General features: G+C 59.4%; 26 protein-coding genes, 1 tRNA gene and 1 pseudogene. 11 read left to right on the top strand and 17 right to left on the bottom strand.

What is annotated here, in order from left to right:
- Window position 1: 1 nt before the first annotated feature.
- The 5 genes from queF to B9Z39_RS12400 all read right to left on the bottom strand — a co-directional run bounded on the left by queF (window position 2) and on the right by B9Z39_RS12400 (window position 4140).
- A complete protein-coding gene (gene queF / locus B9Z39_RS12420; protein ID WP_108301974.1) occupies window positions 2-850 on the bottom strand; it encodes an NADPH-dependent 7-cyano-7-deazaguanine reductase QueF in 849 nt (282 codons plus the stop codon).
- Between the two features lie 25 nt (window positions 851-875).
- The gene (gene yaaA, locus B9Z39_RS12415) at window positions 876-1649 is read right to left on the bottom strand and encodes a peroxide stress protein YaaA (RefSeq protein ID WP_100146429.1); all 774 of its coding nucleotides are present in this window, start codon (window positions 1647-1649) and stop codon (window positions 876-878) included.
- 80 nt (window positions 1650-1729) lie between these two features.
- Window positions 1730-2320: a DUF3501 family protein gene (locus B9Z39_RS12410; protein ID WP_108301928.1), complete on the bottom strand. Its 591-nt coding sequence runs from the start codon at window positions 2318-2320 to the stop codon at window positions 1730-1732.
- 2 nt (window positions 2321-2322) lie between these two features.
- A complete protein-coding gene (locus B9Z39_RS12405) occupies window positions 2323-3672 on the bottom strand; it encodes a (Fe-S)-binding protein (protein ID WP_108301927.1) in 1350 nt (449 codons plus the stop codon).
- Between the two features lie 45 nt (window positions 3673-3717).
- The gene (locus B9Z39_RS12400; protein ID WP_100146426.1) at window positions 3718-4140 is read right to left on the bottom strand and encodes a rubrerythrin family protein; all 423 of its coding nucleotides are present in this window, start codon (window positions 4138-4140) and stop codon (window positions 3718-3720) included.
- A gap of 192 nt (window positions 4141-4332) precedes the next feature.
- Between B9Z39_RS12400 and B9Z39_RS12395 the strand changes: the two genes are divergently transcribed.
- Window positions 4333-7422 carry a valine--tRNA ligase gene (locus B9Z39_RS12395; RefSeq protein ID WP_108301926.1) on the top strand — a complete coding sequence of 1030 codons (3090 nt, stop codon included), beginning with the start codon at window positions 4333-4335 and terminating at the stop codon, window positions 7420-7422.
- Window positions 7423-7447: 25 nt separating this feature from the next.
- Window positions 7448-8332, top strand: a complete 885-nt coding sequence (gene galU, locus B9Z39_RS12390; protein ID WP_108301925.1) for a UTP--glucose-1-phosphate uridylyltransferase GalU — start codon at window positions 7448-7450, stop codon at window positions 8330-8332.
- Here galU and B9Z39_RS12385 read toward each other — a convergent pair.
- The 3 genes from B9Z39_RS12385 to cysM are packed head-to-tail and all read right to left on the bottom strand — an operon-like array spanning window position 8319 to window position 10006.
- Window positions 8319-8546 carry a sulfurtransferase TusA family protein gene (locus B9Z39_RS12385; protein WP_100146423.1) on the bottom strand — a complete coding sequence of 76 codons (228 nt, stop codon included), beginning with the start codon at window positions 8544-8546 and terminating at the stop codon, window positions 8319-8321. The two genes, galU and B9Z39_RS12385, sit on opposite strands and share 14 nt — an antisense overlap.
- A 6-nt stretch (window positions 8547-8552) precedes the next feature.
- Entirely contained in the window at window positions 8553-9095 is a 543-nt protein-coding gene (locus B9Z39_RS12380) for an NUDIX domain-containing protein (protein ID WP_108301924.1), read from the bottom strand.
- Window positions 9092-10006 carry a cysteine synthase CysM gene (cysM, locus tag B9Z39_RS12375; protein ID WP_100146497.1) on the bottom strand — a complete coding sequence of 305 codons (915 nt, stop codon included), beginning with the start codon at window positions 10004-10006 and terminating at the stop codon, window positions 9092-9094. The genes B9Z39_RS12380 and cysM overlap by 4 nt, the downstream gene beginning before the upstream one ends.
- 40 nt (window positions 10007-10046) lie before the next feature.
- Here cysM and B9Z39_RS12370 point away from each other — a divergent pair.
- From B9Z39_RS12370 to B9Z39_RS12355, 4 genes are all read left to right on the top strand, one after another.
- A tRNA-Leu gene (locus B9Z39_RS12370) sits at window positions 10047-10131 on the top strand.
- A 51-nt stretch (window positions 10132-10182) separates the two neighbouring features.
- Window positions 10183-11346 carry a hypothetical protein gene (locus tag B9Z39_RS12365; RefSeq protein ID WP_108301923.1) on the top strand — a complete coding sequence of 388 codons (1164 nt, stop codon included), beginning with the start codon at window positions 10183-10185 and terminating at the stop codon, window positions 11344-11346.
- A gap of 101 nt (window positions 11347-11447) precedes the next feature.
- Window positions 11448-12569: an NADH:flavin oxidoreductase/NADH oxidase gene (locus B9Z39_RS12360; RefSeq protein WP_108301922.1), complete on the top strand. Its 1122-nt coding sequence runs from the start codon at window positions 11448-11450 to the stop codon at window positions 12567-12569.
- 20 nt (window positions 12570-12589) lie between these two features.
- A complete protein-coding gene (locus tag B9Z39_RS12355) occupies window positions 12590-13579 on the top strand; it encodes a tripartite tricarboxylate transporter substrate binding protein (RefSeq protein ID WP_108301921.1) in 990 nt (329 codons plus the stop codon).
- 10 nt (window positions 13580-13589) lie between these two features.
- Here B9Z39_RS12355 and B9Z39_RS12350 read toward each other — a convergent pair whose 3' ends face one another.
- Window positions 13590-14501 (bottom strand): SDR family oxidoreductase, encoded by a 912-nt coding sequence (locus B9Z39_RS12350; RefSeq protein ID WP_108301920.1) that lies wholly within the window; start codon window positions 14499-14501, stop codon window positions 13590-13592.
- A gap of 34 nt (window positions 14502-14535) precedes the next feature.
- Between B9Z39_RS12350 and B9Z39_RS12345 the strand changes: the two genes are divergently transcribed.
- The 5 genes from B9Z39_RS12345 to B9Z39_RS12325 all read left to right on the top strand — a co-directional run bounded on the left by B9Z39_RS12345 (window position 14536) and on the right by B9Z39_RS12325 (window position 18645).
- Window positions 14536-15573: a CDP-6-deoxy-delta-3,4-glucoseen reductase gene (locus B9Z39_RS12345; RefSeq protein WP_108301919.1), complete on the top strand. Its 1038-nt coding sequence runs from the start codon at window positions 14536-14538 to the stop codon at window positions 15571-15573.
- Window positions 15574-15588: 15 nt separating this feature from the next.
- On the top strand, window positions 15589-16596 hold the full coding sequence (locus B9Z39_RS12340; RefSeq protein ID WP_233248996.1) for a tripartite tricarboxylate transporter substrate binding protein: 1008 nt from the start codon (window positions 15589-15591) through the stop codon (window positions 16594-16596).
- Window positions 16597-16709: 113 nt separating this feature from the next.
- Window positions 16710-17657 carry a tripartite tricarboxylate transporter substrate binding protein gene (locus tag B9Z39_RS12335; protein ID WP_233249002.1) on the top strand — a complete coding sequence of 316 codons (948 nt, stop codon included), beginning with the start codon at window positions 16710-16712 and terminating at the stop codon, window positions 17655-17657.
- A 4-nt stretch (window positions 17658-17661) separates the two neighbouring features.
- Window positions 17662-18438 (top strand): DUF2189 domain-containing protein, encoded by a 777-nt coding sequence (locus B9Z39_RS12330; protein ID WP_108301918.1) that lies wholly within the window; start codon window positions 17662-17664, stop codon window positions 18436-18438.
- 6 nt (window positions 18439-18444) lie between these two features.
- On the top strand, window positions 18445-18645 hold the full coding sequence (locus B9Z39_RS12325; RefSeq protein WP_100146415.1) for a DUF2788 domain-containing protein: 201 nt from the start codon (window positions 18445-18447) through the stop codon (window positions 18643-18645).
- Window positions 18646-18679: 34 nt separating this feature from the next.
- Here the strand turns inward: B9Z39_RS12325 and B9Z39_RS12320 are convergent, their stop codons facing one another.
- From B9Z39_RS12320 to B9Z39_RS12285, 8 genes and pseudogenes are all read right to left on the bottom strand, one after another.
- Window positions 18680-19411, bottom strand: a complete 732-nt coding sequence (locus B9Z39_RS12320; RefSeq protein ID WP_108301917.1) for an ABC transporter ATP-binding protein — start codon at window positions 19409-19411, stop codon at window positions 18680-18682.
- Between the two features lies 1 nt (window position 19412).
- Window positions 19413-20213 carry an ABC transporter ATP-binding protein gene (locus B9Z39_RS12315; protein ID WP_108301971.1) on the bottom strand — a complete coding sequence of 267 codons (801 nt, stop codon included), beginning with the start codon at window positions 20211-20213 and terminating at the stop codon, window positions 19413-19415.
- A 41-nt stretch (window positions 20214-20254) separates the two neighbouring features.
- Complete coding sequence (locus B9Z39_RS12310; protein WP_369908130.1) at window positions 20255-21352, bottom strand: ABC transporter ATP-binding protein; 1098 nt, start codon at window positions 21350-21352, stop codon at window positions 20255-20257.
- Window positions 21349-22278: a branched-chain amino acid ABC transporter permease gene (locus B9Z39_RS12305; RefSeq protein ID WP_108301916.1), complete on the bottom strand. Its 930-nt coding sequence runs from the start codon at window positions 22276-22278 to the stop codon at window positions 21349-21351. Before B9Z39_RS12305 ends, B9Z39_RS12310 begins: the two co-directional genes overlap by 4 nt.
- A 6-nt stretch (window positions 22279-22284) precedes the next feature.
- On the bottom strand, window positions 22285-23574 hold the full coding sequence (locus B9Z39_RS12300; RefSeq protein WP_108301969.1) for a replication-associated recombination protein A: 1290 nt from the start codon (window positions 23572-23574) through the stop codon (window positions 22285-22287).
- Window positions 23575-23931: 357 nt separating this feature from the next.
- Window positions 23932-24087 (bottom strand): annotated as a pseudogene (locus B9Z39_RS12295) (integrase core domain-containing protein); the annotation flags it as partial.
- Window positions 24059-24421, bottom strand: a complete 363-nt coding sequence (locus B9Z39_RS12290; RefSeq protein WP_108301915.1) for a HipA N-terminal domain-containing protein — start codon at window positions 24419-24421, stop codon at window positions 24059-24061. The gene B9Z39_RS12290 and the pseudogene B9Z39_RS12295, both read right to left, overlap by 29 nt.
- A complete protein-coding gene (locus B9Z39_RS12285; RefSeq protein WP_100146409.1) occupies window positions 24411-24659 on the bottom strand; it encodes a helix-turn-helix transcriptional regulator in 249 nt (82 codons plus the stop codon). Before B9Z39_RS12285 ends, B9Z39_RS12290 begins: the two co-directional genes overlap by 11 nt.
- Window positions 24660-24783 lie beyond the last annotated feature (124 nt).

Genomic DNA, 24783 nt, shown 5'->3' with positions numbered 1-24783 from the left:
GCTACTGCCGCGCGGTGCGCACATTCGCCGGAGGCGACTGAGGGTGGCTGGTGCGCCAGGGGTTGATGTCTAGGCCACCACGGCGGGTGTAACGCGCATACACCTCCAGGCGCAGAGGTTGGCAGCGACGCCAAATGTCCATGAAGATGCGCTCCACGCATTGCTCGTGAAATTCGTTGTGGTTTCTGAAACTCACGATGTAGGCCAGCAACCCGCCTTGCTCAATTTGCGGCCCGCTGTAGCAGATGCGCACACTGCCCCAATCGGGCTGGCCTGTCACCAGGCAGTTGCTCTTGAGCAGGTTGCTGGTCAAGGTCTCGGTCACCGGGGCTTCGTCAAAGTTGGCCCGCAAGAGCTCAGGTGCCGGTTGGTAGTGGGTGCATTCCAAATCAAGTCGGTCCAAGCTCAGGCCATCGAGTTCATGCACAGGTTCGTGGTCAAACTGCTCTGGCAACACCAGTTGCACACCCACCCCCGCCAGCATGGGGCCGCCTTGCCAAATGGCCGCGCTCAGGTCATGGCGCAGGCGGGCCAGCAACTCGTGCGTGTCGCCCAAGCGGGTGTTGTTGAAGCTGTTGAGGTAGAGCTTGAACGACTTGCTCTCGATGATGTGGGTTGATTCGGCGGGCACCGTGATGCGCGCCAGCGCCACCTGCGGCTTGCCGCGTGAATTGAGCCAACTCAACTCGTAAGCGGTCCACAGGTCAGCGCCAAAAAAAGGGGGCTGGCCTGCAATGCCAATTTCTTCGCGTTTGGTTTGACGAGGGATGGGAAACAGCAAGGACGGGTCGTACTGGTCCACATAGGCCGAGGCTTTGCCCAGCTGCGATTGTTCGGGGGTATTGCTCATGGGGTGTTCGGCACTCATCTCACATTCAACTCAGCTTGCGACGAAACACCAAACGGTCAGGCTCAGACACGGCGGCATCATAGGCATAGCCTTCCAGGTTGAAACCTTGCAAGCCTTTGGGTGTTTTCACTTGATGCGTGACGGCATAACGGGTCATCAAGCCACGTGCACGTTTGGCCAAAAAGCTGATGATTTTGTATTTGCCACCTTTGTAATCTTCAAACACACAGTCGATCACGCGTGCCTTCAGGGCCTTGCGGTCCACCGATTTGAAATACTCCTGCGAGGCCAAATTCACCACGATGGGTTCGCGTGCATCACCCAAGCGGGTGTTGAGGTAGTCGGCAATCTGCGTGCCCCAAAATTTGTACAGGTTGTTGCCTTGGTCATTGGCTAAGGACGTGCCCATTTCCAAGCGGTAAGGCTGCATCCAGTCGAGCGGGCGCAACACGCCATACAAGCCACTCAGAATCGCCACATGGTCCTGGGCCCACGCCAAGTCTTTGGCGCTCAAGGTTTTGGCGTCTAAGCCTTCGTACACATCGCCATTGAAAGCCAACACGGCTTGTTTGGAATTCTTAGCCGTGAACTTGGGCGACCAAGCCTGATAGCGCGCCACATTCAGCGCAGACAAGGCATCGCTCAAGTCCATCAAGCTGGCGATGTCTTGGGGTGACTTGTCTTTCAAGATATCGATCAACGCCACCGATTGTTTGACAAACAACGGCTGCGTGTGCGGCACATCACCCGCAGGGGTGTCGTAGTCAAGGGCTTTGGCAGGAGACAGCAAGAACAGCATGGACAGCTCAAAAAAAGAAAGGCTTCACAGGGAAGCCTGAATTATGGCGGCGCAGCACCGACCGATGGCTGCGCGGGGACTTATTTCAAATCCCCCGCCAGTGACGCCAAAGTGTCCGCTGCAATCTGGGTATGTGCTGGGTAGTGGGTGTGGTCACAACCCAGTTTGACCGCAGCGCCTGCCTTCACCGCAGCGCGCATTGCAGGCGTGAGCTCAAAGCGCACGAAATGCACTGCCGATGTCTTTTCATCGTTCTCGCGGTCCAGGTCTTCGTCCGCAATGGCGTAGACACGCGGGGAGCCCTCGACCTCGACAAACATTCGGTCTTCAATACCGATCAGCCGGGCCAGCTCACGCTTGCGCTCGTGGATGTCGGTGTATTCAAGCATCAACGTGCCTTTCCAGTTGGAGCCACTGGGAAGCAAAGGCGCATACGCCTCAATCTCTTGCGCAATGCCCTCTTCTTCAAACACTTTTTCAATGCGCAACATCTCTTGAATTTGGTAGCGAATCGTGGTCTCGCTCTCAAATTGCAAATTGAGGTGCTCACCCAGCTGCACGCTACGCAGCCTGCGGTGGGCGATGACCTCTGGCTTGTGAACTTTGCGCCACTTGGTGTAGGCCTCTAAGGACATGAGGCTCTCTGGCGTGATGTATCCGGTCAATTGCATCGTCATGTCAATCCGTAAGCTTTGCGCACCAGCGTCAGTGGATGGTTCAACTCTGGAGACCCCAAACCATTGACCTCAAAACCTTGGGCAATGTGGTGCCCGCCCAAGGGACAGTCGGAGCTGATGTAGTCGGGATGGCTGCCATCTTTCATGGTGGCCATGGCTTTGAAGACAGGTTTGCCAATCTTCATCGAATAGGCGTGCGAAGCTTTTTTCACGCCGTACGTACCCGCATGGCCTGAGCAACGCTCCACAGTGTTGATCTCGGTGTCTGGAATCATCTTGAGCATTTCTTCGGTCTTGCGACCGATATTTTGCACACGCCCATGACATGGAATTTGGTAACTCACTTTGCCCAGTGGTTGCACAAAATCTGTTTTCAACAACCCGTCGCGCTTACGCGCCATGAAGTACTCAAACGGATCCCACATGTGCTGCTTGACCCACTGGGTATCGGCACATTCGGGGTACATCAGTGGAATCTCTTGCTTGAACATCAGCGCACAACTGGGCACAGCGGCCATGATGGCGTAGCCCGCTTTCGCGTACTCAACAAGCACAGGAATATTGGCCTCTTTCGCCGCATGGACGGCGTCCAAATCACCCAGTTCAAGCTTGGGCATGCCACAGCATTTTTCCTTCTCGACCAACACGTACGGAATGTCGTTGTGGTCCAAGATTTTCAACAAGTCGTGGCCAATACCGGGCTCGTTGTAGTTGATGTAACAGGTGGCATAAACAGCCACCTTGCCCGGCGTCTTGGCACCGTTCACCACCTGTGTGCTTTGTGCCTCGTCCACGCTTGAGCGGAACTTGCGCGTGGCCAGCGAAGGCAACCAAGCGTTCTTGTCCACACCAGCCACCGACTCCAAGACTTTGCGGCCCAGTTGGCTGTGGTTGATCGCATTGACCGCCTGCACCACGATGGGAATGCCGGCCAAAGAACCATGCACATCGGTCGAGGCAAGCAGTTGCTCAGCCATGCCCACCTCGCCCTTTTTGAACTGGATGGCCTTGGCGCGCAACATGGTGTGCGGGAAATCCAGGTTCCAGGCGTGCGGCGGGGTGTATGGGCACTTGGTCATGTAGCACAGATCGCACATGTAGCACTGATCCACCACACGCCAGTAGTCTTTTTTGTCCACGCCATCGACTTCTAGCGTCGCGCTGCCATCCACCAAATCAAACAAGGTGGGAAACGCGCCGCACAGGCTCACACAGCGGCGACAACCGTGACAGATGTCAAAGATGCGCTCCAACTCCTGGACGCACTGCGCTTCGTCATAAAAGTCAGGATTGCGCCAATCAAGAGCATGTCGGGTGGGGGCTTGCAAATTGCCTTCGGTGGCCATGTGGGTCTCCTTCTCATCAAGCACACAGCGATTGCGGCAATGAGATCAATCCACCAGTTCGTTCAAGGCTTTTTGGTAACGGTTGGCATGCGAGCGCTCTGCTTTGGCCAGGGTTTCAAACCAGTCGGCGACCTCATCAAAACCTTCATCGCGTGCGGTCTTGGCCATACCAGGGTACATGTCGGTGTACTCATGGGTTTCGCCTGCCACAGCAGACGCCAGGTTTTGACGCGTTGAACCAATGGGTAGGCCCGTCGCGGGGTCACCCGACTGTTCCAAAAACTCCAGGTGTCCATGGGCGTGGCCTGTTTCACCTTCGGCGGTGGAACGAAACAGCGCAGCCACATCGTTCTGACCTTCAACGTCAGCTTTGTTCGCGAAATACAAGTAGCGACGGTTGGCCTGAGATTCGCCGGCAAAGGCGTCTTTCAAACATTGCTCCGTGCGTGAGCCTTTGAGTGCTGCCATGGGAATATCTCCTAAGGGTTGAACAAATGCTTTGACCATTGCTGTCAAAGACCGCTAAAGCGTAACGGTGTTTGACGCCTGCGACAAGAAGCGTCAGACCTAAACCCCGCTAGGTAGAATGTGATCACCTTATTTCCAGTCTCAAACGGCAGCTTTTTGGCTTGCCGTTTTTCATTTCCCAAAGCCGTGTCCATGAGCAATTCGCCCACCCCCAAAGCCGCACAACCAGGCCTAGAGAGCCTGTCCAAATCGTTCGAGCCCGCTGCGCTGGAAGCCCATTGGGGCCCCGAGTGGGAAAAACGTGGCTACGGCGTGGCCGGTTTTCGTGGCACCCAGGCTCCACAAGCAGGTGCACCCGCTTTTTCCATCCAGCTGCCACCACCCAATGTGACCGGCACCTTGCACATGGGCCACGCCTTCAACCAGACCATCATGGACAGCCTCACGCGCTACCACCGCATGATGGGCTTCAACACAGCGTGGATTCCAGGCACCGACCACGCAGGCATTGCCACCCAAATCGTGGTGGAGCGCCAGTTACAAGCCCAAGGCATCAGCCGCCACGACATGGGCCCCACGCCCGCCGAAGCACGTAAAAACTTTGTCTCCAAAGTGTGGGAGTGGAAAGAGCAATCGGGCAGCACCATCACCAGCCAAATGCGCCGCATGGGCGACAGCGTGGATTGGAGCCGTGAGTACTTCACCATGGACCCCAAGTTGTCCAAAACCGTGACCGAGACCTTTGTGAAGCTGTACCAACAAGGTCTGATCTACCGTGGCAAGCGTCTGGTTAATTGGGACCCGGAACTCATGAGCGCGGTGTCTGACTTGGAAGTCGAAAGCGCAGAAGAAGACGGCTCGCTGTGGCACATCCGCTACGACTTGGTCGACGGTCCACAAACCGTCAACGGCGAAAGCGTGCAAGGCTTGGTGGTCGCCACCACCCGCCCCGAAACATTGCTGGGTGACGTGGCCGTGATGGTTCACCCCGAAGATGAGCGCTACCAAGCCCTGATCGGCAAGCAGGTCAAACTGCCTTTGTGCGACCGCACCATCCCCGTCATTGCCGACGACTACGTGGACAAAGCATTTGGCACGGGCGTGGTCAAAGTCACCCCGGCGCACGATCAAAACGACTACGCCGTCGGTCAGCGCCACAAGCTCGACATGATTTGCGTGCTCCACCTCAACGCCACAATCAACACCAACGCCCCCGAAAAATACCGTGGCTTAGACCGCTTTGTAGCCCGCAAGGCTGTGGTGGCCGACCTCGAAGCCGCAGGTCACTTGGTGGAAGTCAAGAAACACAAACTCATGGTGCCGCGTTGCGCACGCACCGGCCAAGTGATTGAACCCATGCTGACCGACCAATGGTTTGTCGCCATGAACCAAGTGGGCAAGGGCGACGCCACCGGCAAGAGCATCACCCAAAAAGCCATTGACGCGGTGCAGTCGGGTCAGGTCAAGTTTGTGCCTGAGAACTGGATCAACACCTACAACCAGTGGATGAACAACATCCAGGACTGGTGCATCAGCCGCCAGCTCTGGTGGGGCCATCAAATTCCGGCTTGGTACGACGAAGACGGCAAGGTCTACGTGGCACGCAACGAAGCCGAAGCGCAAGCCCAGGCCCCTGGTAAGACGCTCAAGCGCGACGAAGACGTACTGGACACTTGGTATTCATCCGCCTTGGTGCCGTTCTCTACGCTGGGGTGGCAGGCTGATGCCGCGAGCGCGGGCGGCGCAGACAGTTTTGCTCCTCTTCGCTCCGCTCAGAATGTCGCTGCACCTGCCTCCGCCCCCCACGCCCACGGCATCAGCCAAAGTCAACCCACAGACTACGATTTGTACTTGCCCTCGAGCGTGCTGGTCACCGGCTACGACATCATCTTCTTCTGGGTCGCCCGCATGATCATGATGACCACCCACTTCACGGGGCGCGTACCGTTCAAGCATGTCTACATCCACGGCTTGGTGCTCGATGCGCAAGGCAAAAAAATGAGCAAGTCCGAAGGCAACGTGCTCGACCCGGTGGACTTGATCGACGGCATCTCGCTCGAGCCTTTGCTCGATAAACGCACCCAGGGCCTGCGCAAACCCGAAACCGCACCCAAGGTGCGCAAGCAAACCGAAAAAGAATTTCCAGAAGGCATTCCCGCCTACGGCGCCGATGCGCTGCGCTTCACCTTTGCGGCACTGGCCAGTTTGGGCCGCAGCGTCAACTTTGACAGCAAACGCTGCGAGGGCTATCGCAACTTCTGCAACAAGCTGTGGAACGCCACCCGGTTTGTGTTGATGAACTGCGAGGGCCAAGACTGCGGTCTGAAAGAGCACACCAAAGCGGAGTGCGCCGCACCTGGCGTTGACACCGCAGGCAACGCGACTGCAGCAGGGCCGTTCCACGGCTACCTGTCGTTTAGCCAAGCCGACCGCTGGATCGTGTCGCAACTCCAGCGCGTCGAAGCCGAGGTGGCCAAAGGCTTTGCCGAATACCGCCTCGACAACGTGGCCAACACCGTCTACGACTTCGTCTGGAACGAGTTCTGCGACTGGTACCTGGAAATTGCCAAGGTGCAAATCAACACGGGCAGCGAGGCCCAGCAACGCGGCACCCGCCGCACCCTGATTCGGGTGCTGGAAACCATTTTGCGTTTGGCCCACCCCATCATCCCGTTCATCACCGAAGAGCTGTGGCAAAAAGTGGCACTGGTGGCCGGGCGTTTGCCTGCGGATGCCGCCCAAGCGTCGGTGAGCATCAGCGCCTACCCGGTGAGCCAACCCGAGCGCATCGACGAAAAAGCCGAAGCGCATGTGGCACGCTTGAAGTCTTTGGTGGATGCCTGTCGTAATTTGCGCGGTGAAATGAATGTGTCGCCCGCCACCCGCATGCCCTTGTTCGCACTCGCGAGCAGCGCTGCGGATGTGGCCTTCATGCAGTCCGCTGCACCCGTGCTGCAAGCGCTGGCCAAACTCAGCGAGGTCAAGGTGTTTGACGACCAGGCTGCTTGGGGCTCCGCCGCACAGGACGCCCCAGTGGCCGTGGTGGGTGAACTGCGCTTGTGCTTGTTCATCGAGATCGATGTGGCCGCCGAAAAAGTGCGTTTGGGCAAAGAGGCTGACCGTTTGCAAAACGAGATCACCAAAGCCCACGCCAAGCTCAGCAACGAGGCCTTTGTGGCCAAAGCCCCTCCTGCCGTGATTGAGCAAGAGAAAAAACGCGTGGCCGACTTCACCGCCACCTTGGCCAAGGTGCAAGACCAGTTGCAACGGCTCGCCAAGTAAGCTTTGTAAAAAATCAGAGATTCGCATGAAACCAGTCTTGACCAAAGCCGTGTTCCCCGTCGCGGGCATGGGCACCCGTTTTCTACCTGCCACCAAAGCCAGCCCCAAAGAGATGCTGCCCGTGGTCGATAAGCCGCTGATTCAGTACGCGGTGGAAGAGGCTTATGAGGCGGGTATTCGTGAAATGATTTTTGTCACGGGCCGCAGCAAACGGGCCATTGAAGACCACTTCGACACGGCCTACGAGTTGGAAACCGAACTCGAAGCCGCGGGCAAACACGCCTTGCTCGAGGTGGTGCGCAGCGTACAACCCAGCGACATGCAATGCGTGTATGTGCGCCAACCGCGAGCCTTGGGGTTGGGTCATGCCGTGTTGTGCGCTGAGCACTTGGTGGGGGATGCGCCATTTGCCGTGTTGCTGGCCGATGACCTGATGCAAGGTCAGGCCGGAGGACCCGGCGTGCTGAAACAAATGGCCGAGGTATTTGCGCGCACCCGCTCGTCGGTGCTGGCTGTACAAGAAGTACCGCTCGACCATGTGCACCGCTACGGCATCGTGGCGGGCCATGACATGGGGCAAGGGTTGGTGGACGTGCAGCACATGGTCGAAAAACCCAAGGCCGAGGTGGCCCCTTCGCGTCTGGCCGTGGCGGGGCGCTACATCTTGACCCCTGCCGTGTTTGAACGCATCCGCGCGGGCGGACGTGGCGTGCAAGGCGAAATTCAACTCACCGACGGCATTGCCGGTTTGCTGGCCACAGAAAAGGTGTTGGCGTTTTCTTACGCAGGCAAACGTTATGACTGCGGCAGCAAGCAAGGCTTTTTACAGGCCACGGTCGAGTTGGCCTTGCAACACCCTGAGGTCGGTGCCGAGTTCCGCGACTACCTCCAGCAGCTCAACGTCGTTTGAGCACGTGAATGAAGTCGTTGCCCGAGGTTTCTTGGGACACGAGTTCGTTACCCGTCTGCTTGGCAAACGCCGCAAAATCGCGCATCGACCCGGCATCCGTCGACGTGACACGCAGCAGCTCACCGCTTTGCATGGTGGTCAGTGCCTTTTTGGCTTTGAGAATCGGCAAGGGGCAATTCAGGCCACGGGTGTCGAGTTCTTGGTCAATGTGCATATCAAGTCAATCTAGGTTCAGTTTTTCACGCTCCGCCCACTCCATGAAGCGTGGCTCAATGCCTTGCGTACGCTGCCAATCGGCCATGGCGTAACCGGTGCCAGCAGGCCAACAAATCACATCTTCGGGGCGGTAAAGCTTGTACTCTACCAACTCTGGCGACAGTGCAATGTCACCATCCGCAACCGCATGGTAGGCAATGATGACTTGGTTCATGCGCTGAAAGTCATACACCCCCACCAAACTCAGGGATTCGGTCTGTAGGTGGGTTTCTTCGGCAATCTCACGACGAATGCCATCTTCGGGTGATTCACCCGCCTCCATGAATCCGGTGATCAAAGCAAAGCGCCGCTCGGTCCATGCGGCATTGCGTGCTAGCAAAATTTGACCCCGGTATTGCACGATGGCCGCCAACACGGGTGTCGGATTGTTCCAGTGGGTCCAATCACAGGCGACACAACGCAAACGCTCGGTCAGCCCACCGTCTTCTTCTTTGGCAATCAGGCTCAGGGGTGTGGCGCAACTTGGGCAAAAACGAAACGCACTCATGCGGGAAACACACCGGTTGAGAGATACCTGTCCCCCCGGTCACAGACGATGAACACAATGGTCGCGTTCTCCACCTGCTCGGCAATGTGTTGCGCCACACAGCAAGCACCCGCTGCCGAGATGCCCGCAAAAATACCTTCTTCGCGTGCCAGCCGGCGGCACATCTCTTCGGCATCGTCTTGGCTCACATAGACCAACTCGTCCACATGGCTGGGGTCGTAAATTTTGGGCAAATACTCTTGCGGCCATTTGCGAATACCCGGAATGCGTGAGCCTTCGCTGGGCTGTGCGCCAATGATGCGCACATTCGGGTTTTGGGTTTTCAAATAACGCGACACGCCGGTGATGGTGCCCGTGGTGCCCATGGCACTGACAAAGTGGGTCACACGGCCTTGGGTGTCTTGCCAAATTTCAGGGCCCGTCGTTTCAAAGTGGATGCGCGGGTTGTCGTCGTTGCCAAATTGGTCTAGCACCCGCCCCTTGCCCTCACGCTGCATGCGCTCAGCCAAGTCGCGGGCGTATTCCATGCCGCCACTCTTGGGCGTCAAGATCAACTCAGCACCAAACGCCTTCATGGTCTGGGCGCGTTCAATCGACAAGTCCTCGGGCATGATCAACACCATGCGGTAGCCCTTGATGGCTGCGGCCATGGCCAGCGCAATGCCTGTGTTGCCGGAGGTGGCTTCAATCAAGGTGTCGCCCGGATGAATGTCACCACGCTCTTGCGCGCGCTGAATCATCGACAAGGCAGGTCGGTCTTTCACTGAACCCGCCGGGTTGTTGCCTTCGAGCTTTCCCAAAATCACATTGCCGCGACGCGCGTTGTCAGCGGCACCAATACGCTGCAAAGCCACCAGAGGTGTTTTGCCAATCGCGTCTTCAATCGTGGGGTACAAGTTTTTTTCGTTCATAGGCTTGGACTGTGCCATAATATCGGTCGTTCTCTCCAGTGCCCGGGTGGTGAAATTGGTAGACGCAGGGGACTCAAAATCCCCCGCCGCAAGGCGTGCCGGTTCGATTCCGGCCCCGGGCACCACTGGTAAACGTAGCGCAGGCCAAGCAGCCTGTTGGCTTTCAGAGAAACTCCATGAACGACGATTTCCCCGACTTCGTAGTACGCAGCGGTTCTGAGCACCATGTCTCGGTCTCCGAACACACTGGCAATGCCAAAACCCCGAAGAATGTTGTCGTTTCTCACCCCGAAGAAACACGTGAACGCAAATTAGCGTTTGACCACGTCCACGACGTCTCCACCGACACCGCACAAGACAAAACCCCGCAGCAACCCGCCAACGCTGTGGCAGTCCCCGCGTCAGACAGTGCCAAAGCCAACGTCTTGAACGTTCCCATCACGGTACTTGCCCCCAATAAGCAAGACGTGAACATCGACTCGATGCAAGACCATCGTCAAGCGATTGCGCAAGACGACCTGATCGGTACCAACCGTCAAACCACCGCGACAACAGCGCCGACCTCTGCCAACGTTCAAAACGTCAGCACAGAGGTCATCGCTGCTAACAAGCAAGCTTTGCCGACTGAAACGCTCAAAGACAACCTGCAAAGTCTCGGCAAGGGTCAGCTCGAGTCCGACAACCGACAAGCGGTCACGGGTGCTCCAACTGCGGGATCGAACGTTCAAAACGTTCCCGTCAACGAGGTGATCTCTGACAACAAACAAGGCATCCCCCAAGACACGCTGGATGACACGCGTGTCGTGATCGACACCGCAGGTTCTGAGTCCAATCGCCAAGCAGTGCCCACAGACGATGTCGGCATCAACCGACAAGCCCTGAGCAATGCAGCGTCTGCGCCAAACCGTCAACCAGGTCTGACCCAAGCATTCAGCACCAACGAGCAGCCGATCCCTACGCTCCAAGTAGAGGCCTATCCGACAGCTGTTGCCCAAGGGGCGGCGCTGTCAGACAACCACCAAGCGATCGACGCAGAAAAAATAGCTGACCATTTGGAAAAGCTACCGAGCGCAAAGACTGCCCTCGCCCAGGTCCCATTTGCTTCTGACGAAGCCTCCCCTTCCAGCGCGGCTTCTCACGAGGCTGCCAGCAAAACAAACACCTACCCCACGCAGGGCTCGTCGGCAGACGCACCTTCTCACACAAACCTGACCGCTGAAGAAAAAAAGCTCAAGCATGAAGAAGCTGCGGCAGCATTTCAGCGTCGGTTATTGGGCATCAAGCACAACGTCGACAACCTGAATGACCGCTTGACTGACTTTGAGCAAAAGCTGCCTTGACGCGCCTCATGGCTTGTCGCGTGTTTGCTAAACACCGACACACACAATGATTACGATCAACGCCTGCCGCGATCGCAGGCATTTTTGTTTCTGGAGTCCCTTTGAGCCACCTCTTTTCTGAATTCACCCTGACCTCCCCACGCGGCCCCTTGACCTTGGCCAATCGCGCTGTGGTGGCCCCCATGTGTCAATACTCCGCCAACAACGGCCTCGCCACAGATTGGCACTTGATGCACTGGGGCAACATGCTCAACAGCGGAGCCGGCTTGTTCATCATCGAAGCCACGGCGGTGACCGCACGTGGCCGCATCACCCCTCAATGCTTGGGACTGTGGGATGACACCACGGCCGCTGCTTTGAACAACACCCTGGATCGTGCTCGGCACCTGGCCCCCAAAGTGCCGGTGTGCATCCAGCTCTCGCATGCCGGGCGCAAAGCCTCAAGCTCTGCCCCCTGGGAAGGTGGCCAATTGCTGGATGCCGCTCACGGCGGTTGGCAACCCGAAGGCCCCTCAGCTCTGCCCCACTTGGCGCAAGAAACGCCGCCTGACGCCATCAGTGCACAAGGACTGGCCGATATCCAAGCCGCGTTTGTGCAAGCCGCACAACGCGCACAAGACATGGGCATTGAGGCGGTTGAGTTGCACGGTGCGCACGGCTATTTGTTGCACCAGTTTTTGTCGCCCTTGTCGAACCAACGCAACGACGGTTATGGTGGCAACTTTGAAAGCCGTATCCGCTTTCCTTTGGAAGTGTTCCAGGCCGTGCGAGCCGCTTTCAAAGGCAGTCTGGGAATGCGCCTGTCTGCCACAGACTGGGTCGAAGGCGGCTGGACCCCCGAAGAAACTGCCGACTTGGCGTTGCGCTTGAAGCAAGCCGGTGCCGACTTTGTGCACATCTCGTCGGGCGGCATCTCGCCACAACAAAAAATTGCCATCGGCCCTGAGTACCAAGTGCCGTTCGCGAAACTGGTCAAACAAAAAAGCGGACTGCCCACCATGGCGGTCGGCCTGATCACCACGCCACAACAAGCCGAAGATGTGTTGGTGCGTGGTGACGCCGACCTGGTGGCGCTGGCTCGCGCCTTCCTCTACAAACCCCGCTGGATGTGGGAAGCTGCCGCTGCACTGGGCGGCACGGTCCAAGCCAGCCACCAATACTGGCGCTGCATGCCGCGTGAAGCCCAAGGCATTTTTGGTGCTGTGCGCATTGGCCAACGTTGAACCTTGAATCGAGACACACCATGAACCATTTTTCTCGCCGCACGCTCACCACGCTCCTGGCATCTGCCACCCTGGCAACCTTGGCGCTGCTGCCCGCCTATGCACTTGCAGACACCTACCCCAGCAAACCCATCACCCTGGTGGTTCCTAACCCACCCGGCGGTTTGTTGGACACCTCGGCCCGTTTGCTCAGCGACCCACTGGCGCGCGCACTAGGCCAGTCGGTGGTGGTGGACAACAAACCCGGCGGCAGCGGCAACCTGGCTTACTCGCTGGTGGCACGCAGCCCGAAAGATGGCTACACCGTGCTGGTGTCTTACTCGGGCTACCACATTGCCAACCCGATCCTGATGGACAAGCTCCCCTGGGAACTCAAAGACCTCACCCCGGTAGGCCTGATCACTGTGGCCACCAACGTGATTGCGGTCCACCCCTCGGTGCCAGCCAACAACCTGAAAGACTTCATTGCCTGGGTCAAACAAAACCCTGGCAAGGTGAACTACGCCTCACAAGGCAACGGCTCGGTGTCGCACATTGGCACCGAAATTTTCAAACAGCAAACCGGCATTGAGATGACCCATGTGCCCTACAAAGGCTCGGGACAAGCCATTCAAGACGTGCTGGCGGGGCAAGTGCAAGTGTTCATCTCCACACCGCCCTCGGTGATGGGCCATGTGCTCAGCGGCAAGCTCAAAGCGCTGGCTGTCACCGGCAAAACCCGTCACCCCCAACTGCCTCAAGTGCCCACGGCTTCTGAAGCGGGTTTGCCGGGCTTTGAGCTGGAATCCTGGGTGGCTTTGTATGTAGCGGCAGGCACGCCCAAAGAGGTGGTGCAAAAGCTTTCGCAAGAAGTCAAGCGCAGCATGGAGTCGCCTGACACCAAGCAACGCGCCGATGCCGCCGGTGTGGAAGTGCGCTACCTCACGCCCGAGAACACCACCAAGCTGTTGGAACGCGATACCGCCAGTTGGGCCAAGGCCATCAAGGCTGGCAACATCAAGTTCGACTGAACGCGCGTCCTCACACCAAGCCGTCTTGTACCTGCGGGTAACGCAGTTGCAAGCGCAGCTCGCGCTTCATGCGGCGGTTGTCGAGTCGGCGTGACTCGCTCATGAAGCTCAGTTGCATCGCAGGCAATTCGATTTGAGCTTGCGCCCGGCTGATACGCGGTGGTTTGGGCAAGTTGTAGATCTGCGCGGCCAAGTCAAAGTAGTCGCCCATCTTCAGCTGGGCATCGTCGTTCACGTTGTAGCGCCGCTGTGTTTGGCCTCGCCACAGGGCCAGCTGGCAAGCACGCGCCAAATCGTCGGCATGGATGTGGTTGGTGAACACATCGTCTGGTGCCTCTAACACCGGGCTGCCACGCAGCAAGCGCTCACGCGGCGTGCCGCCTTCGCGGTCAGGCGCGTAGATGCCCGGAATGCGCAACACACTGGCCCGCACACCGGCACGCAAGCGTGCGAAATGGCGCACCCGGGCTTCAGCGTCCACGCGGCGCTGGGCACGCGGGGTGGTGGCGTTGAGCGCACGCGTCTCGCTCACCCAGTCGCCTGCGCAGTCACCATAGACACCGCTGGTTGAGCCATACACCACGCTGTGTGGCGCCGTGCGCAACAACAAAGCACGGGTAAGGGCCAAGGTGCGCGGGTCGGTGTGGCCCTGCAAAGGAGGTGGTGCCAAATGCAACACCCGCGTGGCCAATCCGGCCAAGCGCTTCACGCTTGCGGGTTGGTCTAAATTGCCCATCAAGGGCGTCACGCCCGCGGCACGCAAGGCTGGCACACGCGACGCGCTGGAGGTGAGCGCCAAGATGCGCACATGACGCTGGGTACGCGCCACACGCAGGCCCACGTCACCACAGCCCACGATGAGCAGCCGTTCACGGCGAAAGCGCGCAGGCAGCGCGCCAAGAGGAGATTGGTTGGAAGGCAAAATACGCTTTGTAAAAGTTCAAGGATACCCAAAGATGAGTTTCAACATCACGGTCCAACCCAGTGGCCGCGCATTCACCGCCAACCCCGACGAAACCTTGCTCGCAGCTGGCCTGCGCCAAGGCATTGGATTGCCTTATGGCTGCAAAGACGGTGCTTGTGGCTCGTGCAAGTGCAAAAAAATCTCTGGCGATGTGACACACGGCACCCACCAAGACAAAGCCCTGAGCGCCGAAGAAGAGGCCAACGGCTTTGTGCTGACCTGCTGCGCCAGCGCGCACAGCGATGTGGTGCTGGAGTCGCGCCAAGTGACCGAAGAAGGTGCCTTCCCCATCAAAAAAATGCCGGTGCGCGTGATTTCGCTGGAGAAGAAATCGCACGACGTGATGGTGGTGCAACTGCAACTGCCCGCCAACGACGTGATGAAGTTCCACGCCGGTCAGTATGTGGACTTCTTGTTGCGCGATGGCGACCGCCGCAGCTATTCAATGGCCAATGCACCCCACACCCTGGTGGCAGGCAGCCCCGCCATTGAGCTGCACATCCGCCACATGCCCGGCGGCAAGTTCACCGACCACGTGTTTGGCGCGATGAAGGAAAAAGAAATTCAACGCATTGAAGGCCCGCAAGGCAGCTTTTACTTGCGCGAAGACTCTGACAAGCCCTTGGTGTTTCTGGCCTCGGGCACCGGCTTTGCGCCCATCAAGGCCATGCTGGAGCACATGCAACACAAGGCCATCACACGCCCTGTCACGCTGTACTGGGGCGGCAGACGCCCCAGCGATTTGTATCTGAACGACTGGGTGCAAGCGCAACTGGCTTTGATGCCCAACCTGCGCTATGTGCCCGTCATCTCTGACGCACTGCCCGAAGACGCGTGGTCTGGCCGCACTGGCTTTGTGCACCAAGCGGTGCTGCAAGACACGCCCGATTTGAGCGGCTACCAGGTGTATGCCTGCGGCGCGCCCATCGTGGTGGACTCGGCGCGCAGCGCCTACACCGCAGCCGGCTTGCCCAGCGATGAGTTCTATGCCGACTCGTTCACCTCGGCGGCAGACAAAGCCGCCACCTAAGCTACAACACCCACCATGTTCCACCCATTGCACGCCCACACCCACGCACGCCCTCTGGCTCGTCTGCTGCTCATTTGGGCCGTGGGCATGACCGCGCTCAGTGGGTGGGCACAGAGCTTTCCCAACAAGCCCATCCGCTGGGTGGTGGTGGCGCCTGCGGGCTCGTCGCTGGACGTGATTGCGCGTGCCATGCAAGAACACCTCAAAGACCACCTGGGCCAAGCCGTGGTGGTGGACAACAAGCCGCAGGCGGGCGGCACGCTGGGCACCGCCGAGGTGGCCAAATCGGCGCCCGACGGCCACACCTGGGTCATGTCGTACAACGGCCCGCTGGCCTTTGGCCCGCACCTCTACCCCAAGCTGCCCTACCAACCGCTGCGCGACTTGCAGCCGGTGATGATCACCACCTCGCAACCCAATGTGATTGCTGCCAACGCCCAGTTCCCGGCCAACACCATGCGTGAATTGGTGAGCCAGCTCAAACAACACCCGGGCCAGTACAACTTCGCCTCGGTGGGCAATGGCAGTGCGTCGCACCTGACGATGGAATACATCAAGGCCGTCACCGGCACTTTTGCGGTCCACATCCCTTTCAACGGCAGCCCGCCTGCCGTGCTGGCCACGGTGGCGGGGCAAACACAGCTCATGGCCTCGGTGCCCACTGCGCTCACCCCACAGGTCAAACAAGGCCGCTTGAAATACCTGGCCGTCACCAGCGCGCACCGCTACGCCCTGCTGCCCGATGTGCCCACCGTGGCGGAGAGCGGCGTGCCTGAACTCAAAGGCTTTGAAGCACTGGCTTGGAATGGCGTGTTGGTGGCAGCAGGCACACCGCGTGCGGTGGTCGATCGCATCAACAGCGCGCTCAACGCCGCCTTGAACGACCCCGCGGTGCGTGAGCGCTTGAAGAACGCAGGCCTCGACCCGGTGGGCGGCACGCCTGAGCAGTTCACCCAGTTGATCACGCAAGAGTCCGCCAAGTGGGCGCCCATCATCCAGCGCTCGGGCGCACGCATCGACTGAGGCGGCTTGTGTTTCACACCTTGCGCCCTCGCCTGCACGTCATCGCGCGCGCGCACCCACAGCACCCACCACAGCACCCACCACAGCCCCTTCAAGCACGCTCAAAGCTGCACCTGCTGCTCGCGCTGCTGCTGCCTGTGACAGCCGTGGCCCAAGCACCGAACACCAAACCCATCCGCTTGATCGTGCCCTACGCCGCAGGCGGCCCGATTGATGTGACGGCACGCGCCCTGGCCGAGCGTGTCAAAGACACCTTGGGCCCGGTGATCATCGACAACCGGCCCGGTGCTGGCGGCAACATCGGGGCTGACGCCGTGGCCAAGGCCACGCCCGATGGCTCGGTGATCGGCATTGCCGCCACCGCCACCCATGCGGTGAACCCGTGGCTCTACAGCCGCATGCCCTACAACGCAGCCAGCGACTTTGCGCCCATCACCCAGATGCTGCGGGTGCCCAACGTGTTGGTGATGAACGCAGCCACCGCCCAGCGCTTGCACATTGCCTCGTTGGCCGACTTGTTGCGCTACGCACGTGCCCATCCGGGGCAGCTCAACTTTGGCTCGGGTGGCAACGGCAGTGCCGGGCATCTGGCGGGTGAATTGTTCAAAGCCCGCGCCGGTATTTTTGCGGTGCACATTCCCTACAACGGAGGCAACCCCGCGCAGCTGGCGCTGCTGTCGGGCCAGGTGGATTTCAACTTCGACAACCTCGCCACCGCCGCCCCCAACATCAAGAGCGGCAAGTTGCTGGCGCTGGCCGTGACCACGCGGCAACGCAGCCCCCACATGCCCGATGTGCCTGCCGTGGCCGAGACACTGAGCAACTTCTCGGTTGACACCTGGTGGGGCTTGGTGGCACCCGCAGGCACGCCCGCAGCGGTGATCGAGCGCTTGAACATTGCGTTCACCCAAGCCTTGAACGCACCCGAAACCCGCCAGCGTTTTGCCGTGCTGATGGCCGAGCCTGCACCCAGCACACCACAGGCCTTTGGCCAGTTCATGGCGTCTGAGTTGTCGGCCTATGAACGGGTGGTCAAGGCCAGTGGCGCCAAAGTAGACTGAGGCCATGTCCACCCCCACACCTCACCCCAAACTGCACGCCCGAGAGGTGGAGCTGTTGCGCCCCCTGCATTGGCTGGCGCTGGCGTGGCGCGACATGGAGCGCTGCCCCACCGCTGGTGCGATGCATGGCCTGATCTTGGCCCTCATCGGTGGCGCCTTGTTTTGGTTTGCGCGGCATGCGTTTTGGTGGCTGGCCGCCATGCTGTCGGTGTGCATGACCATCGCGCCCTTGCTCGCTTCAGGCCTGTACGACATCAGCCGCCGCCTGGAGCGCGGCGAAGACGCCAGCGTGACCGACGCGTTTCGCATTTGGTTCAGCGGCGACCGCCGACTGCGCCAGTTTGGCCTGCTGTTGGCGCTGACCAGCGTGGGCTGGCTGGTGTGCTCTGCGGCACTGATTCACTGGATGCTGCCTGCCAGCGTGTACTCGCCCGCCGACTTTGTGCGACTGGTGGTGTTGCAACCCAACTTTGGTTTGTTTGAGCTGTGGGTGCTCATGGGCGCGGTACTGGCCACCCCCATGTTTGCCTCCACCTTGGTGACCATTCCCCTCTTGCTCGACCATCCCACCCTGAGCTTGCAACAAGCCATCCTCACCAGCTGGCGGGTGGTGGCCCTCAACCCCTTGTCCATGGCGCTGTGGGCGGCGCTGCTGTGTTTGTTCACCGCACTGGGCATTGGGTCTGCCTTCTTGGGGTTGCTGGCGGTGGTGCCCATGTTGGGACACGCCAGTTGGCATGCCTACCGCGATTTGGTCAGCCATGACCCGGACGCGCATTGAGCGGGTATGACCGAAGAACAATTCGCCCAATTTGGCCTGACCTTCGGCGTGGGGGGCTTCATGCTCTACATGCTGTTCATCATTTACTCGTTGGCACGAGAGTCCAAAGCGGGCAAGTTCGGCACCTTTGTGCTGTTTTTGGTGCTGGCCTTTGGCATGATTGGCTTCATTGCCAAGCAGGTGCTAATTTGGATCATGACGCCTTGAGCGTCACCGCCCCCCACCCACACTCTCGCCCGACTCACTCACCCAAGTAGGCTTCACGCACCTTGGGGTCGTGCAACAAATCGCTGGCTGCACCGCTGAGGGTGATCAGGCCAGACTCCATCACATAGGCGCGGTCGGCAATGTGCAAGGCACGGCTGGCGTTTTGCTCCACCAGCAGCACCGTCACGCCTTGGGCCGACACCTCGTTCACCACCTCAAAAATTTTGTCCACCATCAAGGGCGACAAGCCCATCGACGGTTCGTCGAGCAACAAGATGTGGGGCCGACTCATCAGGGCACGGCCCATGGCCAGCATCTGTTGTTCGCCGCCCGACAAGGTACCCGCCAGTTGGTCACGCCGTTCTTTGAGGCGCGGGAAAGTAGTGAACACGCGCGCGATGTCATCGGTCACCGCAGCGGCGTCGCGGCGGATGTAGGCCCCCATTTGCAGGTTCTCAAAAATCGTCATGCGGGTGAACACGCCGCGCCCTTCAGGCACCATGGCCAGGCCTTGTTGCACCAGGTCCCAAGGCCCCAAGCCTCGAATGTCTTGCCCCATCAGTTCAATCTGCCCGCCCACCAAAGGCAGCAAACCGGTGATGGCTTTCATGGTGGTGGTTTTGCCCGCGCCGTTGGAGCCGATCAAAGACACCAGCTCACCCGCGCGCACCTCCAAGCTCACGCCTTTGACGGCCTGAATGCCACCATAGGCCACTTCGGCCTGGCGAACGCTGAGCAACACGGGGGCTGAGTCGTGGGCACGCATGTCAGTGGCCTCCTGTGCCCAAGTAGGCCTCGATGACCTGCGGGTCACGTTGCACCTCGGCGGGCGTGCCCTGCGCGATCACCTTGCCGTAGTCCAGCACCGTCACGCGGTCGCACAGGCCCATCACCAATTTCACGTCATGCTCAATCAGCAACACCGTGCGGTGGTCGTGGCGAATTTTGTCGATCAGCGCACGCAGCTGCACTTTCTCGGTGGCGTTCATGCCCGCAGCGGGTTCATCGAGCGCAATGAGTTGCGGGTCGGTGGCCAAGGCTCGGGCAATTTCCAAGCGGCGCTGGTCGCCATAGCTCAAGGTGCGCGCCTTGTAATGGGCCAAGGGGGCAATGCCCACGTAATCGAGCAGCTCGTGGGCGCGTTGTTCAATGGCGGCCTCTTCGGCCATGAAGTGACGTGTTTTGAAAATCGCCCCCAGCAGCCCCGAGCCCGTGCGCACATGGCGACCCACCATCACGTTTTCCAAAGCCGTCATCTCAGCAAACAAACGGATGTTCTGAAACGTGCGGGCAATGCCCGCCTGCGCCACGCGGTGCACGTCGGTCGGTTGGTAGGGACGCCCCGCCAACTCAAAGCGCCCCGTGTCGGGCGTGTACAGCCCGGTGATGACGTTGAAAAAGGTGGTCTTGCCCGCGCCGTTGGGGCCAATCAAACCGTACACCTGACCACGCGCAATCTGCATGCCCACATCGCTCAAGGCCTGCAAGCCACCAAAGCGTTTGGAAATGCCCGACACCTGGAGCACCCAATCCGGCGACAGGGCCGATGGGGGAGACACCACCGTCATGGCGGGCTGGGATGTGGCTGCTGTGATCGGTGTGGCAGTGGTCACAGCTTGGCTCCTGGCTGGGGCAGGCGTTGACCATGCTCAGGGCTGGGCCACAGACCACGCGGCCGCCACAGCATGACGCCCACCATGGCCAAGGCAATCAACAACTGGCGCAGGATGGCAGCGTCCAAACGGCCATCGGTCATTTCTTGCAGCGGGCCCGCTACGTAGCGCAGGGCTTCGGGCAAAGCGGCCAGCAACACAGCCCCCAAAATCACGCCGGGCAAATGGCCCAAGCCACCCAGCACCACCATGGCGACGATCATCACCGACTCCATGAGGCTGAACGACTCCGGCGAGATAAAGCCTTGGAAGGCCGCGAACATGGCCCCCGACATGCCGCCAAACGTGGCGCCCATGCCAAAGGCCATGAGCTTCAAATTGCGCGTGTTCAAGCCCATGGCCTTGGCGGCAATTTCGTCTTCACGAATCGCCATCCAGGCGCGTCCAATCCGCGAATTTTCCAGCCGGTGGCACACCACCACGCTCGCCACCACCAGGGTGAGGAAGAGGTAGTAATACAGGGTGACGCCAGGCAGTTCGATGAACCCCAAATCCAAAGGCCGCGACAAGGGATAGCCCCACACCGTGACCGCATCGATCGGCCCAATGCCTTTGGGTCCGTTGGTGATGTTGACGGGTTGGTCGAGGTTGTTCAAAAACACGCGGATGATTTCGCCAAAGCCCAGTGTGACGATGGCCAAGTAGTCGCCCCGCAGCTTCAAGGTGGGCGCACCCAGCAGCACGCCAAACAGTCCAGCCAAGCCAGCGGCCAGCGGCAGCACCAGCCACAAACTCAGGTGCAGGCCTTGTGGAAAGAGTGCGGCCATGGCCGGAAAACTCTCCAGCAAATGCGGTGAGGCGAGCAGTCCATACAAGTACGCACCCACCGCAAAAAACGCCACATAGCCCAGGTCGAGCAAGCCCGCATAACCCACCACAATGTTCAAGCCCAGCGCCAGCAACACATAGAGCAACGACATGTCGGCAATGCGCACCCAGGCATTGCCAAAGCTTTGCAAGACCAAGGGCAGCGCCAGCAGCACGGCGGCCATGAGCCAGCGATTCGGGAGATGACGCATCAACGAGCGTGTCATGCGCGGTCCGCCACACGCTCACCCAGCAAGCCCGAGGGGCGCAAGGTCAGGATCAAGATGAGCACCAAAAACGCCAAGATGTCGGTGTACTGGCTGCCCAGCACACCGCCGGTCAACGCACCCAGATAGCCCGAACCGATGGACTCGATCAAGCCCAACAGCAAACCACCCACCACCGCCCCCGTGAGGTTGCCAATGCCACCAAACACCGCCGCCGTGAAGGCTTTGAGGCCGGGCAAAAAACCCATCGCGTGCTGCACCGTGCCGTAGTTGGAGGCCCACATCACCCCCGCAATGGTGGCCAGCACAGCACCGATGACAAAGGTGGCCGAAATCACCACATCGGGTTTGACGCCCATCAAGCTCGCCACCCGTGGGTTCTCGGCCGTGGCCCGCATGGCGCGCCCCAGCGACGTGGCATTGACCAACCACGACAGCACGGCCAGCGCCATGGCGGTGACCGCCAAGATCATCAGTTGGGTGGGCGTGATCACTGCCTCGCCAATGGGTATCGGCGTGCTGGGCAGCAGCGTGGGGTAAGGCTTGTAGTTGGGCTTCCAGATGATCATGGCCAGGGTTTGCAGCAAGATGGACATGCCAATGGCGGTGATCAAGGGTGCCAACTTGGGCGCGTTGCGCAGTGGGCGGTAGGCGATTTTTTCAATCGCCAAATTCAAGGCTGCAGCGGCCACACACGCCACCACCATCGAGAGCAACAAAATCACCCAACCCGGTGTGTTGGGCAACAAGGGTTGCAACCAACCAATCATCGACCAGCTGCACAAGGCACCCACCATGAGCACCTCGCCATGTGCAAAGTTGATCAGGTTGATGATGCCGTAGACCATGGTGTAGCCCAAGGCCACCAGCGCATACATGCTGCCCAGCACGAGACCGTTGATGACTTGTTGAAGCAAAACGTCCATGGGGGTTCACTGACCTGCTTGTTGGTTTTTGTCGCGCAACTGGCGCAACTTGTCGGCTATTTTGATTTCCAAACCGCGCTCCACTGGGCGGTAAAAGCCCGGATTGTGCAGCCCCTCGGGCAGGTAGGTTTCTCCGGCTGCAAAGCCGTCTTCTTCGTCGTGCGCGTAGCGGTAGCCCTTGCCCCAGTCCATGTCTTTCATCATCTTCGTCGGGGCGTTGCGCAAATGCATGGGCACCGGGCGGGTGCCATCTTTCTTGATGAGCGCGCGCGCCTCGTTGTAGGCCTTGTAGACCGCGTTCGACTTGGGTGCCACCGCTAGGTACACCACGCACTCGGCCAGGGCCAACTCGCCTTCGGGGCTGCCCAAGCGTTCGTACACCTCGGCGGCGTCCAGCGCCAAACGCAGGGCACGTGGGTCGGCCAGGCCAATGTCTTCGCTGGCCATGCGAATCAAACGACGCGCCATGTACTTGGGCTCGGCCCCACCATCGAGCATGCGCACCAGCCAATACAGCGCGGCATCGGGGTCGGAGCCACGCACCGACTTGTGCAAGGCGCTGATGGTGTCGTAGAACTGTTCGCCGCCTTTGTCGTAGCGGCGCATGCGCTCGCCGAGCACACGCATCAACCAAACGTCGTTGATCTCTGGAAGCTTTTCACGTGTGGCCGCAACAGCCAAGGTTTCTAGGGTGTTGAGCAAGCGGCGGGCATCGCCATCGGCATAGGCCACCAAACGTTGGTGTGCTGCTTCGTCCAGGGCGGGCACCGCGTCAATGGCTTGCGCCTTGGCGATGATTTGGCCCAGGTCGTCCACGGACAAGGGTTGCAACACATACACCGCGGCACGCGACAACAAGGCCGAGTTCACCTCGAACGAGGGGTTTTCGGTGGTCGCACCAATGAAGGTGAACAGCCCCGACTCGACATGCGGCAAAAACGCGTCTTGCTGGCTTTTGTTGAAACGGTGCACCTCGTCCACAAACATGATGGTGCGCCGAGGGTCCAAGCCATCGCGCACGGCCACCGCCATCTCCACCGCTTCACGGATTTCTTTCACACCGCCCAACACCGCGCTGATGGACAAAAACTGTGCATCAAACGCATCGGCCATCAAACGCGCGATGGTGGTTTTGCCCACACCGGGCGGGCCCCACAAAATGCAGCTGTGTGGTTGGCCCGACTCAAACGCCACTCGCAATGCCATGCCCTCGCCCAGCAAATGCTGCTGACCAATGACCTCGCCCAAGATGCGTGGGCGCAGGCGTTCGGCGAGGGGGATGTGGGTGGAAGACACGTTGGGGAGGAGGAATCGGGTGATGGCCAAAGTGTAGCGAAGGGGGTCAAGCGGGAGAGGCTTGGCGGTTAAATGGGGCAGCCATGACCACGGGAACGGAATGGGGCCCTGCCGAGCGGTTCGTATCTGGGTCCGCGCCCACTAAGGCGCAACAAGGCCGTCATGCCCGTGCAAGAAAGCCGTCAACAGTGAATAACTCGCGCCTGCGAGTGCTTGACTACTTGGGAAGTCCCTGTGAAGGGTTAGGTCTCACTCGGCGGGCCACGCCCACTCCTTGATTGCCTGCACTGACTCGACTTGCAGCACCACCTCAGTTCTATGATGCCCAGTGTGGGCCAACAGGGGGATGCCTACTCACTGGGTCGCGAACATCTGAACCTCCTGTAGATCAGCCCAGTAGTACTGGGACAGCCATTCATACCGAACAGTTCTGTTAAACCGTTCGACATAAGCGTTTTGCTGCGGTTTGCCTGGCTGGATGTATTCAAACCGGATGCCCCATTGTTTGGCCCAGCACTGAATGCTGTTGCCCTTGTTCCAGCAGGGAGATGGCACCTGCACACTCTCCGCCGAGATGGTCGAGCAATGCAAAGTCGTTTTGGCCCGAGACATGCAGCTGCTGAGCTATGAGTTGGCGCATTTTTCCCTCGGGCAGTAGGCCCGCAAAGAAAGGGCGGCTCAGATGGTCATCAAAGGTGGCGGCTTGGAGTGGCAAGGCGCAAGAGATGGCCATGGCTTGGGGGTTTTGCAGCCACTGCTGCGCGTATTCAAAGCTGAGTCGTCCGTTGACCAAACCCAATGTACCCACGGGTTCATTGAAGAGCCAGACTTGTAATTTATGCGGCATCTCTTGTGTTCTCATGTTCAGGTGATGTCAAACCCTCCACGTGGATCACCCCACCGAGAGAGGCGATCACGCGCATCACCGCATCGAGTCGCACAGTTGGTTTGCCAGCTTCTAACTCAACAATAAAGCGCACCCCCACGCCTGCTGTCAATGCCAGTTGGGGCTGTGTGAGCCGCAGATGTTTGCGCGTTGAGCGAATGGCTTGGCCCAGCTGTTGAGCCGATGTGATGGTTGTCATGCAATTTCCCGTTCGGTAAATTATGCGAGGTTTTTCTCTGTACGGCAAGAATATTTCCCGATAGGGATATAAGTGGATATTCACGCAAGCCGTGGTAGCAAAAATCCCGAACGGGAAATCAACC

Source organism: Limnohabitans sp. JirII-29, assembly GCF_003063395.1.
Taxonomy (GTDB): Bacteria; Pseudomonadota; Gammaproteobacteria; order Burkholderiales; family Burkholderiaceae_C; genus Limnohabitans.
The sequence above is the reverse complement of the archived record's forward strand: the minus strand, read 5'-3'. Positions and strand labels throughout refer to the sequence as shown.

What these genes read in the sequence shown, in the direction of transcription:
- queF (WP_108301974.1), bottom strand. Translation starts at nt 850, where the DNA reads ATGAGCAATACCCCCGAACAATCGCAGCTGGGCAAAGCCTCGGCCTAT.
- yaaA (WP_100146429.1), bottom strand. Translation starts at nt 1,649, where the DNA reads ATGCTGTTCTTGCTGTCTCCTGCCAAAGCCCTTGACTACGACACCCCT.
- B9Z39_RS12410 (WP_108301928.1), bottom strand. Translation starts at nt 2,320, where the DNA reads ATGCAATTGACCGGATACATCACGCCAGAGAGCCTCATGTCCTTAGAG.
- B9Z39_RS12405 (WP_108301927.1), bottom strand. Translation starts at nt 3,672, where the DNA reads ATGGCCACCGAAGGCAATTTGCAAGCCCCCACCCGACATGCTCTTGAT.
- B9Z39_RS12400 (WP_100146426.1), bottom strand. Translation starts at nt 4,140, where the DNA reads ATGGCAGCACTCAAAGGCTCACGCACGGAGCAATGTTTGAAAGACGCC.
- B9Z39_RS12395 (WP_108301926.1), top strand. Translation starts at nt 4,333, where the DNA reads ATGAGCAATTCGCCCACCCCCAAAGCCGCACAACCAGGCCTAGAGAGC.
- galU (WP_108301925.1), top strand. Translation starts at nt 7,448, where the DNA reads ATGAAACCAGTCTTGACCAAAGCCGTGTTCCCCGTCGCGGGCATGGGC.
- B9Z39_RS12385 (WP_100146423.1), bottom strand. Translation starts at nt 8,546, where the DNA reads ATGCACATTGACCAAGAACTCGACACCCGTGGCCTGAATTGCCCCTTG.
- B9Z39_RS12380 (WP_108301924.1), bottom strand. Translation starts at nt 9,095, where the DNA reads ATGAGTGCGTTTCGTTTTTGCCCAAGTTGCGCCACACCCCTGAGCCTG.
- cysM (WP_100146497.1), bottom strand. Translation starts at nt 10,006, where the DNA reads ATGAACGAAAAAAACTTGTACCCCACGATTGAAGACGCGATTGGCAAA.
- B9Z39_RS12365 (WP_108301923.1), top strand. Translation starts at nt 10,183, where the DNA reads ATGAACGACGATTTCCCCGACTTCGTAGTACGCAGCGGTTCTGAGCAC.
- B9Z39_RS12355 (WP_108301921.1), top strand. Translation starts at nt 12,590, where the DNA reads ATGAACCATTTTTCTCGCCGCACGCTCACCACGCTCCTGGCATCTGCC.
- B9Z39_RS12345 (WP_108301919.1), top strand. Translation starts at nt 14,536, where the DNA reads ATGAGTTTCAACATCACGGTCCAACCCAGTGGCCGCGCATTCACCGCC.
- B9Z39_RS12340 (WP_233248996.1), top strand. Translation starts at nt 15,589, where the DNA reads ATGTTCCACCCATTGCACGCCCACACCCACGCACGCCCTCTGGCTCGT.
- B9Z39_RS12330 (WP_108301918.1), top strand. Translation starts at nt 17,662, where the DNA reads ATGTCCACCCCCACACCTCACCCCAAACTGCACGCCCGAGAGGTGGAG.
- B9Z39_RS12325 (WP_100146415.1), top strand. Translation starts at nt 18,445, where the DNA reads ATGACCGAAGAACAATTCGCCCAATTTGGCCTGACCTTCGGCGTGGGG.
- B9Z39_RS12320 (WP_108301917.1), bottom strand. Translation starts at nt 19,411, where the DNA reads ATGCGTGCCCACGACTCAGCCCCCGTGTTGCTCAGCGTTCGCCAGGCC.
- B9Z39_RS12315 (WP_108301971.1), bottom strand. Translation starts at nt 20,213, where the DNA reads ATGACGGTGGTGTCTCCCCCATCGGCCCTGTCGCCGGATTGGGTGCTC.
- B9Z39_RS12310 (WP_369908130.1), bottom strand. Translation starts at nt 21,352, where the DNA reads ATGACACGCTCGTTGATGCGTCATCTCCCGAATCGCTGGCTCATGGCC.
- B9Z39_RS12305 (WP_108301916.1), bottom strand. Translation starts at nt 22,278, where the DNA reads ATGGACGTTTTGCTTCAACAAGTCATCAACGGTCTCGTGCTGGGCAGC.
- B9Z39_RS12290 (WP_108301915.1), bottom strand. Translation starts at nt 24,421, where the DNA reads ATGCCGCATAAATTACAAGTCTGGCTCTTCAATGAACCCGTGGGTACA.
- B9Z39_RS12285 (WP_100146409.1), bottom strand. Translation starts at nt 24,659, where the DNA reads ATGACAACCATCACATCGGCTCAACAGCTGGGCCAAGCCATTCGCTCA.